Origin of the sequence: Polluticoccus soli, from assembly GCF_029269745.1 — a bacterium.
Taxonomy (GTDB): domain Bacteria; phylum Bacteroidota; class Bacteroidia; order Chitinophagales; family Chitinophagaceae; genus Polluticoccus; species Polluticoccus soli.
The window spans coordinates 673559-689974 of the sequence record NZ_JARJHT010000001.1; the positions used below are offsets into that span (position 1 = coordinate 673559).

The window sequence follows — 16416 nt, forward strand, 5'->3', positions numbered from 1 at the left end:
AACCATGAGTTTAAACAAAAATATATTTTACTATGCATTTTTTACTGTTACTGTTTTGGCTTGTGCTTCAATCAGCCTCCCTATGGGAAATGTGTGTTCTGCTAGATCAAAACTTACAAGAAGTCGTTGAACTTCCGGCAAATACGTATCGTCAACAGCTATTAGTAACCCTCCGTTGGTCTGGGGATCTGGCAACAGACTAAATGCCTGCATTACATCTACCCCGCCCTCAAAAGCTGTATTGGAACTATAGTTATTCCAGTTTCTGTAGGTTGCATCGGGAACAATGCGGTCCTTCAGGTAGTCAATAGCGCCCGGGAGAGTTTTTAACCGATCATAATATATTTCGGCCGATAAACCACTGCCTTGTGCCACTTCCATGCAATGGCCAAGTAGCCCAAAACCAGTCACATCCGTCATTGCATGCACTCCTTTTACTTTTCCAAGCGCTTCGCCCACAGTGTTCAATTTCTCCATGGTTTCGATCATCCCACCTAAATGATCATCAGTGAGAACACCCCGTTTTTGGGCGGTAGATAAAATGCCTGAACCCAATGGTTTTGTAAGCAATAGCCAATCGCCAGCTTTTGCAGTGTTGTTCTTTTTCAAATCTCCTATATCAATTAAACCATTTACTGCCAATCCGAAAAAGGGCTCTGTAGCGTCAATGCTATGTCCTCCAGCTACGGTAATTCCGGCCTCACGACACTTAACTCTTGCCCCCTCAAGCACCCTGGCTGCATACTCATTTCCAATTTTATCCACCGGCCAACCGAGAATAGCAATCGCTAATATCGGTTTCCCTCCCATAGCGTATACGTCACTAATTGCGTTGGCCGCTGCAATCTTGCCGAAACTGAAAGCATCATCAACGATCGGCATAAAGAAATCAGTGGTAGATATGAGCGCCTTACCGTCTCCCAGGTCATAAACCGCTGCGTCATCTCGAGTATCATTTCCCACAAGCAGCCTGCTGTCTGGCGGTGTCTGATTTTTACCCAGTAGTTGCTCTAATACCGCTGGAGCTATTTTGCAACCACAACCGGCTCCACGCGAGAACTCAGTTAGCTTTATTTTGTCTTCCATTTTATTAAATCTTCGCGAGCAGTTTTTGTAGATTAATTGTAGAATCAACTGAAGCAGATTCCACAATTTTTAGCCGGCCATCAAAATTATCTCTTGCTGCTTGCGCCTTTTTATAATACTTGTCGTAATAGCTCAGCAAAATATTAAACGCAGCCTCTATGTTATTTTCCAAAAGATGGTTTATCGCCAATTTGGTATCCAACCCACCGAGGCGCTTTTGAATGCGCATGATAGCCGTCACCAATTTCTCTTTAGGCAACGAACCATACTCCTTCACAAGGTATTGCAAACGGTGTTCAAAGGGAATCTCCAGGAAATACAATGGCGATCCTCTCATTCCTTTCCAAAAATTACCAGGAATATTTACAAGTCCAATTCGCTGACTTTCATCCTCTATCCAAATAGGTTTCTCCGTTGCCTGGCTATTTCGCATCGCGGCGTCCAACCGCATTGCCAGGATGTTCTCAAACATCTCCTGCGATGGTTGCCTGACGCCTTCCAGGTCGCCGAAAGCCGACCCTTTGTGCTTAGCAATATCTTCCAGGTCAACTACAACCTCTCCGTAAGAAGCAAGCGCGCCCAGCAGCTCCGTTTTTCCAGAACCGGTGAAGCCACCTATTACCCTAAGTGGGTAACTATTATCCATTTTTTTTAATGCCCACTGACGAAATGCTTTGTATCCGCCTGCCAAGGTATAAACCTTGAATCCATACAGGTCGAGCAACCATGCGACGCCAGCACTTCGCATCCCCCCACGCCAACAATGTACCAAAACTCTATTTGTATTGAATTGACCGCAAATCGCCTCAGCTTCCTCAACCATCATTCGCATTTTTGGGCCAAAGAAATCAAGACCAGCTTTTATTGCGTTTTGGCGGCTTTGTTGCTTGTACAATGTGCCAACTATTTTACGCTCTCCATCCGAAAATAATGGCAGATTGAATGCAGATGGAAAGGATGCATGGCAAAATTCTGATGGGCTTCGCACATCGAACACCGGCAACTCCAGCGATAAGCTCAAAAACTCATCTATCTCAATCCTGCTAACGCCCATTTTTCCATGATTTTATTCGGTCCAATTTAATAAACAGTATTCTATTTCAAGCAATTAGAGTAACAAACGCAAAACACTAAAATAAAGACACTGTGAAAAAAAATCGTCATGGTCGTACATAATTCTATTGTTTGCATTCACTAGCGTTTCTTTAATAGCCGCTTACGTCAATAAGCCCATCGAGGCATTATTTTTTGGTTTTTTATAACACGGCGCCAAAACGTAAATCATCATTAAAACTCAATTACTATGTCAGAAAACATTCAAGACCAAAGCAACCGTGAAAACGACAAAAGGAGCACGGGTAGGACGTCGAACCGTGGTTTCGCATCAATGGATCCTAAGCAACAGCGTGAAATTGCCAGCAAAGGCGGACAAGCAGCTCACGCCCTTGGAGTAGCCCATGAATGGACATCGGAAGAAGCACGCGCAGCAGGCCGAAAAGGCGGACAAGCTTCACGTGGCGGTGGCCGAAATCGCAACCGGGACAACAACATCCCAACCAATCCCGACAGCAATGTTTAACTGCTGACTGAGATAAAAGAAAAGGCTGTGTAACACAGCCTTTTCTTTTATCGAACAAATATCAATGACCAATACCCCGGCGAATAGTCATCCGGCTCCAATATTAGCTGATGCATCTGCCCCTTATAACTGATCTCAGTTCCAACAGTACTTACTGCGGATATTTGCGCAGGTTCAACTGTTGCATTGAAAAGGTAGTTATAAATTTTGGAGATGACCGTCACATCGCCGGTTATTTTCTGAAAATTCACCAATGGCTTTCCCTGTGAGTCTTCACTATCGCCGCCATCAGTTGTAAACTTATATTCGATCTTCAAGGTCTCATTTTCATCAGTTTTGTATACCTGCACAATAGTTTTCGGCCGCGACCTATCAGTGAATGCCTGCGTATAACCCGCAGCTACTTTGGAAATTTCATCGTTGAACTTATTCGCGACAGACAGAGTTGTATCCAATGCCAATATCTTAGGACTAAGGACCGGCTCCTCATCCTCATCTGTTTGCGAAAAAGCACAGATGCTGTTTATCATGAGCAAGAACAGCAAGATCAGTCTCATTACATGACGCATTTATACTAAAATAGCTCGAAATCGCTACAAATCAAAATATTGACCTACGCCCTGAAATGATAAAGCCGGACTATACCCGGCTTTTATAAAAAAACATGTGAGATCAATGTTGAACAACAATAGACCGGGCAACGTTAGTGTTACTTCCGACAACACGCAAAAAGTATGTTCCTGTAGATAAGCTTGCTACAGGAATTGCAATCCTCAGGTCTGTCGCTGAATGATGACTTGCACTATATAAAGTTGAACCTTTCATATCATAGAGGCTAACTAAAATATCCTCTGAAGAATTAAGAGTAAGGTTAACATTAACTACGTAAGTTGCCGGCACCGGGTAAATATTGAGCTCGTTAACACTGACAACCTGTTTCACATCCGCGGGAAAGAAATTTTCATAATATAAGCGATACTGTTGGTCGCTGTTGGTATAGATCCAGGAGCTGCCATTCCATGTGCTGGTTGTGATCAGCTCGGGGAGGTTTTGAATATTATAGTTCCAAATTTCTCTGCTGGCATCAACATAAACGCCCAAAGAATTATCCCATTTTTTTAGCAAATCTGTCGCCATGTTGTGGTTACCGTCGTATGAATACTCATGCTTCGCGATGTTGACCCAACTTACACCGTTCCATTCCTGTTCTATTTTGTAGATCAGATCGTTGTCATTGTTATATCCGTACTGCCAGTTTTTCTTGTTTAGCCATGAGCTCTGTTGATTGCTCCATTCATAAAGAAAATGCTTAGTGACACTTTTGCCTGAATATTCATACGTGTGTTTTTCATTTTTTTGCCAGATACCATTACCACTGCTTTGCGAATCTATCGTCTCTACTAGTCTTGCACTGGCATCGTAAACAAACGCAGCTTTATAAAACTGCGATTCCATTGATGTAACATTTGGTAAGTAACTAATCGTGGACGTAACGTCATTAGTCCACATATTAGCATAATTCAGCTGGAAAGTTGACTGCTTCATCGTCCCATCTCCATTATACTCGTACCCATATCGCGCCGAATCTCTAAACTCTGCCTTTGTGGCGTTCCATTGTTGATAAGTTAAAAACTGAACCTTATCCTTTTCATTTGGATAATAGTCTTGCATACGCCTCAGTTGATTTATGAAACCTGCTGTCGTGGGGTCAAATTTGTAATAGATACTTTCGGAATAAAACAACGTTTCGTCGTTGTCTATATTATCATTTGCAAGAATGCCTCCGCGGTCATCTGTATAACGGTAGTAATAAGAATCCACCGGCACAAAAGATCCGGCTGAAAATTTCGTGTGCGTCCTTCCGATAAGCCGCAGGCTTACTTTCGACGGCGTTGAACCACCGCCACCACCGGTTGCAGTATTCACCACCTGGTTGCCAAAATGAGGAAATTTGCCGTTTACTACAGGTCCTGCAGTTACAATTGGCTGAAACTCGCCCTTCGCAGAAGCACTTGTCGATATTGCAAATAGCGCAATAAAAAGGTAAACGTTTTTCATAAGTAAGGTATTAAACTTCAAAAAACAATTTCTCATTTAAAAGGATAACATAAATCTAACATGTTTCTCCTAATTCACCTCATTGTCTGTTTGTATATGACGAAACTATGACGCTGCCATTACATTCCAATGTCATTTCATGACAATTGCCCTATAATTCATTAACCTACAGTTGCAATTTCTTTTATCGCTTACGCCAACGTCGTCCTTCAGTAAATTAATGAATTTTCGGGAGCAATGCGTTTTTATAACCCAAAAAGCCCCGCATTTGCGGGGCTCAACTCATTATTCACACGACGCAGTTACGACTGCAGTTTCCTGCAAATGTTGCTTACTATCGCTGGGCCTTCGTACACAAACCCTGTATATACTTGCACCAATGATGCACCTGCCTTTAGTTTTTCAGCTGCGTCTTCTGCAGTAAATATGCCGCCCACTGCTATTATAGGTATTTTACCATTGCCCTTTTCATGCAGATACCGTATTACCTCTGTAGCTCTTTTTGTCACTGGTTTGCCGCTTAGACCGCCAGCACCAATGCTTTCTACCTCTGCATGCGGCGTTTGAAGATTCGAGCGATCGATGGTTGTATTAGTTGCCACCAAGCCCTGAATACCGGTTTCAGCAACTATAGCAACAATATCATCCAGTTGTTCGTTCGTCAGATCCGGAGCTATCTTTAGCAACAGTGGCTTCGGATTGCCCAACGACTTATTGAGATCCATCAGCTGCCGGAGTATGTTCATCAACGGCTCCTTGTCTTGTAGGGCACGTAAGCCAGGTGTGTTCGGGCTGCTAACGTTTACCACGAAGTAGTCTACCACTTCGTAAAGATCCTTAAAGCAGGCTATGTAGTCATCAATGGCGTTCTCGTTAGGAGTATCCTTGTTCTTGCCAATATTTCCGCCTATAATGATCTTTTCCTTTCGATTCTTCAACCTTAGGGCTGCAGCTTTGGAGCCTTCATTATTAAAGCCCATCCTGTTGATCAGAGCGCTGTCTGCCGGCAGGCGGAAAAGCCTGGGCTGCGGATTACCCGGCTGCGGACGCGGGGTCACGGTTCCTATTTCCACGAAACCAAAACCCAGGCAAGCCAACGCATCCGAATACTTTGCATCCTTATCAAAACCCGCTGCCAGACCTACGGGGTTAGGAAAAGTCAGCCCCCACAACTTACGTTCAAGCGATGGGTGCTTGACGGTATACATCCCTCTTAGCATCTGCCTGCCTCCGGGGATAGAATATGCTTTGTTCAAGCCGTTCATCACCATATGGTGAACCCGTTCAGGGTCAATGCTGAAAAGTACTTTGCGGATAATCGAATACATGGACCGCAAAGATAACGACACCGCTTTTATCTTTTTTTAACAAAACCGAATATCCGCCCAATTAGCTTTACGCTTATCTTTAGCAAAGATTATGCGCCCATATATTTCCCTGATAGGCAGCTTGTTACTCTGGCTGATGCACTCGTTTGCATACGGTCAGGCAATACAGGGACAGATCGTGGACGCCGGCGACAACAAACCACTGGACGATGTTGCCATCCTGAACCTGCACACCAATGCAGGTGTAGCCAGCGACGACCAGGGGAAATTTACACTGGCCGCTACCAGGGGCCATCTTATCGAATTCCGAAAGACCGGTTATAAGATCATCCGCATCCGCCTGCCACAGGGTACACTTCCCGCTTTCTTTAAGGTAGTGATGGAAAAGGCCTCTATACAGCTGGCAGCTGTTGAAATAGCAGGCGTAGCCCGCGACTACAAGAGCGACAGCATCCGCTACTACCAGCTCTATAAAGAAGCCCTCGAGTTTCCGGAGCTGACGGGGATGCAGGCCATCAGCCATCCATTCAGCGCGCTGAGCAAGAAGAACCAGCAAATATGGGCTTTCCAGAAGCACTATGCCTGGTACCAGCAGCAGAAGTACATAGACTTTACCTTCAACGAAAAGCTTGTAACCAATATCACGGGTATGCGTGGAGACAGCGTCCAGGCTTATCTCCAGCTGTTCCGACCTACGTATGAGCAGTTAAGGAGTATGAATGAATACGCCTACTATACCTTCATCAAACGTACGGTGGCTGCCTACCGCGAGCGCGGGCCGAGGGCCAGGCTGGGCATACCAAGGGGTACCCGATAAAAGAATTGAAACTGAAATAAGGCCGCTCCCAGAGCGGCCTTATCATTGAATTGCGGTTTGCGACTACGTCGTTTGCAGCTCTTCCTGGCCTTGCTTCTCCCCTTTGCTACTATCAAAGATGGAGTACTGTTTCATCATTACGTCATAAAATTCTTCTGCCGAATAATTCGTCCTGAACTGGTTGGATACACCATAAACGTGTCCTGCCACATTGAAGTAGGCTATCGCCTTCTCCGGATTCTGGATCACATGCCTGTCTTTGTCTACTACATACCCTTCTAAGATCATGTTGATACCATCCAGTTCAAACTTCCACGTCCCGTCTTTCTGCTGCACTTTGTCGAACCTATACATCACATTTCTATTTATTCACCTACTGTAAAACAAAAACCGCGCTAAAACCTCTACAGGTGCGGCTTTCACATATATTTTACTACACCGTGACTGGCGCTGCAAAACAACGACATGCCTACATCTCATTACAAATCAATGCGTTGCAGAGCTTACTACGGTTTAGTCTGTTAAAACAACAGCTAAATTTTAACACTTGAGCCTCCTTACAACCGTTTATGGCAGAGCTTAAGGACTTAACATATTGTGGAATGGTGTACTCATTAACTGTTGACGTATTGCCACCACAAGCCCAACAGCCCGTGTTAAAGCCCGGCAGGTTTGTTACAAACCCGGCATTTTGTTACTCGCTTAAACCCACGCCAGTATTAACATTGGAGGCGAATCTGTTAGCTTTTTTCACACGAATTGACAGTTTTTTCGCCTGACCCTTTGTTGTCGGAAACCTATGGATGAGCTGCGACATAATTCCCGCAAACCCGCCACCAGCACAATCTCCAGCTTCAATTTGTTACAGTTTGTGGTCGTTTTTGAACGACTACAGTGCAAATCCGATTTACCCCCTATCCCCCTAAAGGGGGAACGTATAATAACATATTCCCCCTTTAGGGGGATAGGGGGTTTCCGTGGGCATACGGGTTCTTCACACCTCACCTCTTTCATAATCAATTCATTAACTCCACCTACGCGATTTTATTCACAACAAATATACAAATTTTTACGCATTTTTACAATCACTATTTTATCTGTAGATTGGCTACCAGTGCGTTATAGCGGCTGTAATGCTTGTGTAAAACTTGTGCGCTTTTAACAGTTCTGAATTGCCCGGTTAGTTAACTTTGGATTCATAAACGGCCATGTTTAATGCAACAATTAACCCTTGGCGGGTGGACCCGCGCTAGTGCAGATCGGTTTTGGGGCGAGTTAGCGCAAACCGACCATGTGTTACAGGTATACACTTCAGACGAAGTGTTGCTCGACGCCCTGACGGGCTTTGTAGGGACAGGTATCAACAGCGGCGACTGCGTGGTGATCATTGCCACGGCCCAGCACCTCAACGGGCTCGACGCGCGCCTCCGGGACCTCGGCATACACCCCTCTTCTCTTATAAGCGACGACCGCTACATACCCCTGGTGGCCGATATTATGCTCGACAGGATAATGGTAGACGGCATGCCCGATCCCCTGCGCCTGCGCGCACTTATCGACAGCCTGCTGTACAGGGCCCGCCTGCGCGGCCGTAAGGTGCGGTTCTTTGGCGAAATGGCACCGCTGCTTTGGGAGGAAGGTAAAACGGAAGCGGCAGCCCGTCTCGAAGAGCTGGCCACCGCCATCAGCACTGCCGAACAGTTCAGCGTGTTTTGCGCCTACCCCGAAAGCGCCCTTGCGCCCAACAAAGCCACCTCCATACGCCAGCTATGCAGCTGCCATAGCAAAGTGATAGGTGGCAGCGAGTTACAGATGCAGCGCGTGCACTACCGCATCAGCTCCTGACCAGCTGTTAACAATAGGGCATGAATTTTTAGCCTTGTCTTACAAAATTGATTGTTATGGCTAGAAATGAACATAGCGGCAAGCGAAACTGGGCAAGCGATCGCGCCCGCGTTGCCGGCGGACAGGAACATGAGGTGAGGTATCTTGCAGAAACACTCCACTGCAGCGAAGACCAGGTGCGCGAAGCCATTGCAGCCGTAGGCAACAGCCGCGTTAAAATACAGGACTATATCAAACGCCACAGCCGGCGCTAGAATTTTGTAACTTTATACGGTTGGGGGGCACTGTCCCCCGACCCTGCGAAAAGAGCAGCAGCAATGTTGCTCTTTTTGATTTTAGCACTAGTCCCCCTCCTCTCCTTGAGGAGGGGCGGAGGGGTGGTTGTTCATCAAGGCTGTCATTCCGACGCCAGGAGGAATCTGCCTGGACTCAGCGGTGCCGCCCAATAGAAATCCTTACAGTCCCCCTCCTTTTCTAAGGAGGGGCGGAGGGGTGGTTGCTGAGTAGCGCCATGCCGACTAGTTTTTGCAGCCAGCTGACACTTTACTATCAAGCCCCCGTTGCGTCGCACTCTTGTACGTCTCCAAGTCTATTCATCAAACCTCAATGTCACACCCACCAAACGTCATTGCGAGGAGCTCCCATGACCTTGAACAATGGACCGCAGGTGCAGCGACGAAGCAATCTAGTCCAAACGTGAGCTCACGCTATGTTGAGTTGTCGTAGAATATAATTTGATCTATGGATTTCTATGCCCTACGCGTGGCTAGATTGCTTCGGACGTATTTGCATTCGCAAATACTCTCTCGCAATGACGGAAATGGGGGTGATAAGACAAAAAAACCACTGCAGTGATCCAGCTCAAAACCTTTTGAGTTCTAGTGGGCCGCAGTGGCATCGCAGGTGTACCGAATAGGCCTTTCTAGGGCGCTCCGGGCTTTACGATAGGTAAATATACAGATGGACTGCCTATATCGTTGTTGGTGAAGAACACCAACAACGGCGGAAAGTTAAAAGCCACCGCATTGGTCCCGGCTCGAACTTATAGGGTTCTTTCGGGCTTTACGGTGGCATCGCAGGTGTACCGGATCAACCTTTCAAGGGTCCTCCGGGCTTTACGACAGGTAAATATACAGACGGATTACCTATATCGTTGTTGGTGAAGAACACCAACAACGGCGAAAATCATTGCTGCCTATGTCGAAGAAAACGCAGGCCCTCGCCACCGGGTACAGCCCAGCGCAGCATCCTGCGAATAACGAAGCCCGCGTTACCGGCTAATCAATCCGGCACAGAATCTCCGTCGATGTAAAATTAAGGAACTGGTAATCTATGTTTCTTACATTTGTATTCGCGGGGTTAATAGCCCGGCGAGCCAGGGGGAGCGCTACAGCTCCCCTGTTTCATTCTTCCCCACGCTGTTTGGTGAGAAAGGTATCCATCATATCGTACTCTTCAGCATTCTTGACCAGCATGCCCCACTCATGCTCATCAAGCGCAGGCGCAACAACAGTAAATTCATCCACTAACGTCCACGAGGCTGGAAGTATCTTGTTCAGCACCTCGTTAGTTACCAACAGCGGCCGCAGAGGGTCTCTATGCAGCATGATATAATCATACTTGTCCACGAGGCAGTCGATTCCGGGAACTATTAGTTTTACAATAGATGGCTTGCCATCATTCCCTACCTCCATAATATTCCCATAACCAAAATCGGGCAATCCCCATTGAGCTTTCAGGATCATGTCAAATATTGCATCGCGCAGATCCAGTCCCTCATGTTGTTCCATCATTTGTTTCACACGCTTGCCGAAGTACACTTTCCTGACCGGGCCATAGATGACTATATCTTCCGACTTAATGAGTACCGTTTTTATCAGTTCACAGTCACGCTGTTCTAGATTATCTATCGTCTGCCGGTCGAACAACGGAAGACCAACAGCATCACCTTCCTCATTCAGCAGCACGCCACCAGTCATTTCAAGTATTCGCTGCGCAATGGAGTTTGTGAGCGTGTAATCAAAACCGTTTGAAAGAATGGTGTTGCGAATCTCGATACGGTTGGCTTCAATGGTAATGTCCATTCCCCGTGTCGACTTGCCCGGCGCCCAGTAATAGCAAGTATCAGCTCCGCGAAATTCAAATGCTACCGCTATGTCGGCGGCAATTTTGCTATTCAGTTCTTCAACATTCAGCGGCCTGATAGGGATAACATAGTGTAGTAAGCTCATAAGTTATTTTGGTTGACGTTGGTGGGTGGCGAGAAGGCTACGGATCATGTGGTTGTCTTTTTCTTTTTAGTTTTCTTTTCCTCTGTAAACAACCCCGCAGTGTATTTATCATACAGCTCAAACAGGTATTCAATGCGTTTAGTTTCGTTAGGGAAGGGTTGGGAACGATAGCAGAGGTCAACTGCTTTGTCGAGGGCCTGGTGGGCTTTGACCAGTGCAGGCGGCATGGTGTTGGGATCGTACAGGTCTGCAAGACTGGCGTTTGGAAATTGCGCTCTTGCGTCGAGCACTTCCTGCGCTGCTTTTTCTACAGCTTCTTTTTGTTTCTCGCTTGGATTTTCAGGCCAAGGAAAGTTGTTGTAGACGATATTATTTGAATATCGAAAACGGCTTTCTAGCCGTCCACACACATACTTAACCCAAGCCATATGCATTACGGAAGTCAAAACTCCAAATGAAAACAGAGAAGCGTTGGGGACAGTTCGTGCCAGATCACTCGCTATTACGTCTTTTGACAAAAAGCCAATCGGAATGTATTTTCGATTTTCAGAGGAAACGCCAGGAATCAGTAAATAATTCGTTTCAGGCTGTCGAATTTCACCAAAAAGAAATGGAAAGTCCGCCAGTTTCCTCGTTGCTGCTCGAGTGCTCTTTAATCTATAATCTTTGACCATTGAAATTCTCTTCAAAGTCGCATTAGATTTCTTCAACTCACTTGGGAGAACATCTTTAAGCCAAAGACACCACCGTTGCACGTTATTGATAAACTCGTGAGAACCTAAAAAGGGGCGAATAAAAGCTTTTGATGCAGGGTCATTCTTTTCCATTTCCACCCTTTCTTCTTCAGAGAGTATGAGATGCCCACCATCATTTGCCATACTTCCATAATTGATAGATGGAACATTGCAAATTGGTTGCTTGCGAGAAATTACAATCAAGTCCTTCCCTTCAACCAAATATGGATTTATATTTTTGGCCGGTATAGCATTGGGTTCTGACGCAGGGTCTTCATAAGTAAAAATAAATTTGTTCGCACGTTCCTTGAGCGCGAAGCCAACTATCACAACATGCACACCAGCATTTCCTCGAGCCTCGTTTGACCATTTAAAAGTCTGGTGAGCAAATTGAATTTTTACATGCTGCTGACTAAAGAGCTCTCCCCAGAGTATTCCTACCTGCTCGCCCTGTGCAACTGAATTTGTCGAAACAAATGCAGTAGAGCAGTCAGAGTTTATGTTAGCCATATATTTGGCTGCGAGCAAATACCATGCTGCAACATAATCTAACACACCAGCATTTTTTACACCGGAAAAAATCAACTCCATGTCGTCTTTTTGAACGGCGTTTTGCAAATGTTTCCCAACAAACGGCGGATTACCCAAAATATAATTGTAGTAAACACCTTCCTCTTTTATCAGGCTTTGCCAATCTATACGCAAAGCATTTCCATGTGCAATGGTCGCGCTCTTGCGCAGCGGAAGTCGTACAAAGTATTCACCAAAGGCCTCGCTCACTTTGATGTTCATCTGGTGGTCTATCAGCCACATGGCCACTTGCGCTATCTGCGCAGGGAACTCTTCGTATTCGATGCCGTAGAACTGATCGACATTGACATTAATATAAGCATCAATGTTCGTAGCCATCTGGTTTTTGAACTTAGCTTTTATCACCTCTATTTCCAGCAGGCGCAGCTCACGATAAGCGATGATCAGAAAGTTGCCACAACCGCAGGCCGGATCGAGAAAACGCAGTGTAGACAGCTTGGTGTGAAAAGCATCGAGCTGGCGGGCATTCGTTTTTACTTTGTTGAACTCTTCGTACAATTCATCGAGAAACAGTGGCTTTATCAGCTTTAGGATATTCTTCTCGCTGGTATAGTGAGCACCAAGGTTTCGGCGTGCCTTTTCGTCCATCACACTTTGAAACAGCGAACCGAATATGGCAGGGCTGATGGAGCTCCAGTCGAGCGCGCAGCAGTCGAGCAGTATCTTGCGCATCTTGCTATCAAATGCAGCCATGCGCAGTTGCTCTTCAAACAACTTACCGTTCACATACGGAAACGCAGCCAGCGATTCATCCAGATTCTTCAGCCTGTTTTCCTGTGGTGTGTTTAGCACCTCGAAGAGCTGAGCTATCCACTGTGCGAGGTCGCTGCCGTCTTCGGCAGTACGGCTATCGAGCAACTCGTAAAAAACACCCTTCTCAAAAATATTAGTGTCGTCGGCAAAAAGGCAAAACAGCAGGCGTACCAGGTACAGCTCCAGCTGGTGGCCGCTGTAGCCTATTTCTTTCAGGGCATCGTGCAGCTTACCCATTTGCTCGGCAGCCTTTATGTTGATAGGCGCCTGGTCTTTGAAGATGTGCCGCTTGTAACCTGAAAGGAAATCGAACAGGTCGAGGTTATCTACCAGCTTATCGAGCGTAAATGATTTGTCGGTGCCTTCGTCGAGATCGTAAATGCGAAAGTTGTAAAAATCGCAGACGATAATGTAGCGCGGCAGCTCATGGTCTTTAAGGCCTGGGAAGTAGTCTTTGGCTTGCGTGAAAGCCCGCTCCAGGTCCTTACCACGGCTTTTGTGCTCTATAAGTAGCGTGCCCTTCCACAGCAGGTCAATAAAGCCTTTGCCCCTGCCCTCGCGTGCTACTGCTTCTTCAAATGTGGCAATACGTCGACGTGAGATGCCGAATATCTGGAAGAACTGATCCCAAAACGATTTCGCTTCTGCATCTTCATTGGTTTCATCTTTCCATTCGTTGATGAAGTTGAATGCACGGGTCCTTATTTCGTTGAGGCTTAAAGGCATAGTTCTGGGGTAAGACAACGAAAATAGAAAATTTAGAGGGTATGTAAAAGCCCCACCATACGTCGTCGAACAGAAGCAAATCTCGCGTCACACCCACCAAACGTCATTGCGAGGAGCTGCTATGAGCTTAAACAATGAAACACTGACGTAGCGACGAAGCAATCTAGTCCAAACGCGAGCTTGCTACTATGAGTGGGTCATTGAATATGCATTCATCTATCGAATGTCGATGCCCAACGCGTGGCTAGATTGCTTCGTACATATTTGCGTTCGCAAATATTCCCTCGCAATGACGTTTGGTATGGGTGACGGGGAAGAGTAGACATCCAGGCGTACAAGAGTGCCGACCTTAATTGATTATTCTTTTATTGGAAGGTCTACGCAACGGGTGCTTAATAGTAAGATGGAGCTAAGTGCATAACCTCGACAACCACCCTCTATTGAGCAACCACCCCTCCGCCCCTCCTCGAAAAGAGGAGGGGGACTAAGGCGTGCAAAACTTCGTCAATGCAGCGCTATTGTGCTTTTACATCCCCCGCTTGCGCACAAGGCTGCGCGCGGCCCCCTTTGTAAGGGGGCAAATGGGAACCATAAAAAAAAGCGGTGAGTGACCACCGCTTTCTTAGTTTATGTTTTGTGTTGTTTTATGAGTTGTCACCGAAGCGAGTCTCGGAGCCTACCGTGCCTGTTACAGGCGGTATGCCTTCGTTCGGTGTCATGTCCTCAAACGGGCGTTTGCCTATCAGGCGTTCCAGGTCGTCTTTGAAGAGCACTTCTTTTTTCAGCAGTTCCTCTGCCAGCGCATGCAGGTGGTGCTTGTGCTCGCTCAGCAGCTTCTTGGTGCGCTCGTACTGGCCCAGTATCAGGGCGCGTACTTCTTCGTCTATTATCTTGGCTGTTTCCTCGCTGTAAGGCTTTGTAGTAGCATACTCCTGCTGTCCGTCGTAGTAAGAGATGTTACCTACCTTATCGTTCATACCATAGATGCTGATCATGCTGTAGGCCATCTTGGTGATACGCTCCAGGTCGTTTTGCGCACCTGTAGATATCTGTCCGAAAATGATGTCTTCTGCAGCACGGCCACCAAACAGGGCCACCATCTGGTCGTTCATCTGCTCGGTAGTGTACAGGTACTGCTCTTTTGGCAGGTATTGTGCATAACCCAGCGCAGCTACACCACGCGGAACGATAGACACCTTCACCAGCGGGTGTGCGTGCTCGAGGAACCAGCCGCACACTGCGTGGCCAGCCTCGTGGAAGGCGATCACCTTCTTCTCTTCAGGAGAGATGATCTTGTTCTTCTTCTCCAGACCACCGATCACGCGATCGATAGCATCGTTGAAGTCCTGCATATCCACCTCTGTTTTACCCTGGCGTGCAGCTATCAGCGCAGCCTCGTTACAGATGTTGGCGATATCGGCACCGGCAAAACCAGGTGTCTGGGTAGCCAGCTTATTGATGTCGAGGTTCTTTGATTTTTTGATCGGCTTCAGGTGCACTTCAAATATCTTCTCACGGCCTTTTACATCCGGAATGTCGATAGATATCTGGCGATCGAAACGGCCGGGACGCAGCAGGGCTGTATCCAGTACATCGGGCCTGTTGGTAGCCGCCAGTACAATGATACCAGTATCGCCGCTGAAACCATCCATCTCTACCAGCAGTTGGTTGAGGGTGTTCTCACGCTCGTCGTTGCTCATCACAACGTTCTTACCACGTGCACGGCCTATGGCGTCTATCTCATCGATAAACACGATACAAGGTGCTTTCTCGCGCGCTTGTTTGAACAGGTCGCGTACACGGCTGGCACCCACACCCACGAAGAGTTCTACGAAATCGGAACCCGACATAGAGAAGAAAGGCACCTGGGCCTCGCCCGCTACTGCTTTTGCCAGCAGAGTTTTACCGGTACCCGGAGGGCCAACCAGCAGGGCACCCTTGGGTATCTTACCACCCAGCGAGGTGTATTTTTTAGGATTCTTCAGGAAGTCTACGATCTCCATTACCTCCACTTTCGCTTCGTCCAGACCGGCTACGTCGTTGAAGGTGATGTTAACGCGTGTACCTTTTTCAAACAGTTGCGCTTTAGACTTACCGATGTTGAAGATACCACCAGCGCCACCTGCACCACCAGCGCCGCCACCCATCTTACGCATGATCAGGAACCACATGGCCACGATCAGGATAGCAGGAAGCAGGAATGAGTTCAGGATGTCGTTGAGCAGGCTGCCGCGTGGTTCGTATATCACACGTACACGCTGTCCTTCCGGTACATTCACTTGCGCATCGCGCAGGTTGTTCTCAAAAGTTTCTACAGAACCAATGCGGAACTTGATAGCAGGATCAGCCGCTGTGCTGCGCGTAAACGGGCTACGTGAGCCGGGTTGCTGCGGTTGCGCCGATGCTTTGGTGTATACTTCTACTTCGCTGTTGTTCACTACCACCAGCTTTTCAACCGTGCCTTTATCCAGGTAGCTGGTCTTAAAGTCCTGGAAGCTTATTTCCTGCGTGTTGCTGCCCAGGCTGCCGCTAAAAAACTGCAGGCCAATAAGCAGCAGGAATATGATACCGTAGATCCAGTATATATTGAATTTGGGACCTTTTCGCGGGCCCCTTTCGCCTCCCGGTACGGGACGTTGTTTTTTATCTTCCATTGTGCTGAAATCGA

At 47.0% G+C, this 16416-nt stretch carries 13 protein-coding genes; 4 read left to right on the forward strand and 9 right to left on the reverse strand.

Features of this window, described 5'->3' with window-relative positions; all coding sequences use genetic code 11:
* Nucleotides 1–30: 30 nt before the first annotated feature.
* Together selD and mnmH are read right to left on the reverse strand one after the other, a co-directional pair.
* The gene (gene selD, locus P2W83_RS03190) at nt 31–1086 is read right to left on the reverse strand and encodes a selenide, water dikinase SelD (RefSeq protein WP_276132244.1); all 1056 of its coding nucleotides are present in this window, start codon (nt 1084–1086) and stop codon (nt 31–33) included.
* A 4-nt stretch (nt 1087–1090) separates the two neighbouring features.
* Nucleotides 1091–2140, reverse strand: a complete 1050-nt coding sequence (gene mnmH / locus P2W83_RS03195) for a tRNA 2-selenouridine(34) synthase MnmH (protein ID WP_276132245.1) — start codon at nt 2138–2140, stop codon at nt 1091–1093.
* A 249-nt stretch (nt 2141–2389) separates the two neighbouring features.
* Here mnmH and P2W83_RS03200 point away from each other — a divergent pair, with 249 nt between their 5' ends.
* Nucleotides 2390–2665 carry a con-10 family general stress protein gene (locus P2W83_RS03200; protein WP_276132246.1) on the forward strand — a complete coding sequence of 92 codons (276 nt, stop codon included), beginning with the start codon at nt 2390–2392 and terminating at the stop codon, nt 2663–2665.
* A gap of 47 nt (nt 2666–2712) precedes the next feature.
* On the opposite strand, the gene P2W83_RS03205 is transcribed toward P2W83_RS03200, so the two are convergent.
* The 3 genes from P2W83_RS03205 to P2W83_RS03215 form a co-directional block, all read right to left on the reverse strand.
* Nucleotides 2713–3222 carry a hypothetical protein gene (locus tag P2W83_RS03205; protein ID WP_276132247.1) on the reverse strand — a complete coding sequence of 170 codons (510 nt, stop codon included), beginning with the start codon at nt 3220–3222 and terminating at the stop codon, nt 2713–2715.
* Between the two features lie 115 nt (nt 3223–3337).
* Entirely contained in the window at nt 3338–4723 is a 1386-nt protein-coding gene (locus P2W83_RS03210) for a T9SS type A sorting domain-containing protein (protein WP_276132248.1), read from the reverse strand.
* Between the two features lie 302 nt (nt 4724–5025).
* Nucleotides 5026–6051: a quinone-dependent dihydroorotate dehydrogenase gene (locus P2W83_RS03215; RefSeq protein WP_276132249.1), complete on the reverse strand. Its 1026-nt coding sequence runs from the start codon at nt 6049–6051 to the stop codon at nt 5026–5028.
* A gap of 91 nt (nt 6052–6142) precedes the next feature.
* Here P2W83_RS03215 and P2W83_RS03220 point away from each other — a divergent pair, with 91 nt between their 5' ends.
* Nucleotides 6143–6868 (forward strand): carboxypeptidase-like regulatory domain-containing protein, encoded by a 726-nt coding sequence (locus P2W83_RS03220; RefSeq protein ID WP_276132250.1) that lies wholly within the window; start codon nt 6143–6145, stop codon nt 6866–6868.
* Between the two features lie 63 nt (nt 6869–6931).
* Here P2W83_RS03220 and P2W83_RS03225 read toward each other — a convergent pair whose 3' ends face one another.
* Nucleotides 6932–7222: a hypothetical protein gene (locus P2W83_RS03225; RefSeq protein ID WP_276132251.1), complete on the reverse strand. Its 291-nt coding sequence runs from the start codon at nt 7220–7222 to the stop codon at nt 6932–6934.
* Nucleotides 7223–8083: 861 nt separating this feature from the next.
* Between P2W83_RS03225 and P2W83_RS03230 the strand changes: the two genes are divergently transcribed.
* Both P2W83_RS03230 and P2W83_RS03235 read left to right on the forward strand, forming a co-directional pair.
* A complete protein-coding gene (locus P2W83_RS03230) occupies nt 8084–8713 on the forward strand; it encodes an MEDS domain-containing protein (protein ID WP_276132252.1) in 630 nt (209 codons plus the stop codon).
* A gap of 56 nt (nt 8714–8769) precedes the next feature.
* Nucleotides 8770–8967 carry a DUF3606 domain-containing protein gene (locus P2W83_RS03235; protein ID WP_276132253.1) on the forward strand — a complete coding sequence of 66 codons (198 nt, stop codon included), beginning with the start codon at nt 8770–8772 and terminating at the stop codon, nt 8965–8967.
* A 1149-nt stretch (nt 8968–10116) separates the two neighbouring features.
* Here the strand turns inward: P2W83_RS03235 and P2W83_RS03240 are convergent.
* From P2W83_RS03240 to ftsH, 3 genes are all read right to left on the reverse strand, one after another.
* On the reverse strand, nt 10117–10944 hold the full coding sequence (locus P2W83_RS03240) for a hypothetical protein (RefSeq protein ID WP_276132254.1): 828 nt from the start codon (nt 10942–10944) through the stop codon (nt 10117–10119).
* Between the two features lie 44 nt (nt 10945–10988).
* Nucleotides 10989–13748: a class I SAM-dependent DNA methyltransferase gene (locus P2W83_RS03245; RefSeq protein ID WP_276132255.1), complete on the reverse strand. Its 2760-nt coding sequence runs from the start codon at nt 13746–13748 to the stop codon at nt 10989–10991.
* Between the two features lie 644 nt (nt 13749–14392).
* Entirely contained in the window at nt 14393–16402 is a 2010-nt protein-coding gene (gene ftsH / locus P2W83_RS03250) for an ATP-dependent zinc metalloprotease FtsH (RefSeq protein ID WP_276132256.1), read from the reverse strand.
* Nucleotides 16403–16416: the final 14 nt, after the last annotated feature.

Bases quoted from the DNA above. Each gene is read 5' to 3' on its own strand.
- P2W83_RS03240 (WP_276132254.1), bottom strand. From the start codon at position 10,944: ATGAGCTTACTACACTATGTTATCCCTATCAGGCCGCTGAATGTTGAA.
- mnmH (WP_276132245.1), bottom strand. From the start codon at position 2,140: ATGGGCGTTAGCAGGATTGAGATAGATGAGTTTTTGAGCTTATCGCTG.
- P2W83_RS03220 (WP_276132250.1), top strand. From the start codon at position 6,143: ATGCGCCCATATATTTCCCTGATAGGCAGCTTGTTACTCTGGCTGATG.
- P2W83_RS03205 (WP_276132247.1), bottom strand. From the start codon at position 3,222: ATGAGACTGATCTTGCTGTTCTTGCTCATGATAAACAGCATCTGTGCT.
- P2W83_RS03200 (WP_276132246.1), top strand. From the start codon at position 2,390: ATGTCAGAAAACATTCAAGACCAAAGCAACCGTGAAAACGACAAAAGG.
- selD (WP_276132244.1), bottom strand. From the start codon at position 1,086: ATGGAAGACAAAATAAAGCTAACTGAGTTCTCGCGTGGAGCCGGTTGT.
- P2W83_RS03210 (WP_276132248.1), bottom strand. From the start codon at position 4,723: ATGAAAAACGTTTACCTTTTTATTGCGCTATTTGCAATATCGACAAGT.
- P2W83_RS03245 (WP_276132255.1), bottom strand. From the start codon at position 13,748: ATGCCTTTAAGCCTCAACGAAATAAGGACCCGTGCATTCAACTTCATC.
- P2W83_RS03225 (WP_276132251.1), bottom strand. From the start codon at position 7,222: ATGTATAGGTTCGACAAAGTGCAGCAGAAAGACGGGACGTGGAAGTTT.
- ftsH (WP_276132256.1), bottom strand. From the start codon at position 16,402: ATGGAAGATAAAAAACAACGTCCCGTACCGGGAGGCGAAAGGGGCCCG.
- P2W83_RS03230 (WP_276132252.1), top strand. From the start codon at position 8,084: ATGCAACAATTAACCCTTGGCGGGTGGACCCGCGCTAGTGCAGATCGG.
- P2W83_RS03235 (WP_276132253.1), top strand. From the start codon at position 8,770: ATGGCTAGAAATGAACATAGCGGCAAGCGAAACTGGGCAAGCGATCGC.
- P2W83_RS03215 (WP_276132249.1), bottom strand. From the start codon at position 6,051: ATGTATTCGATTATCCGCAAAGTACTTTTCAGCATTGACCCTGAACGG.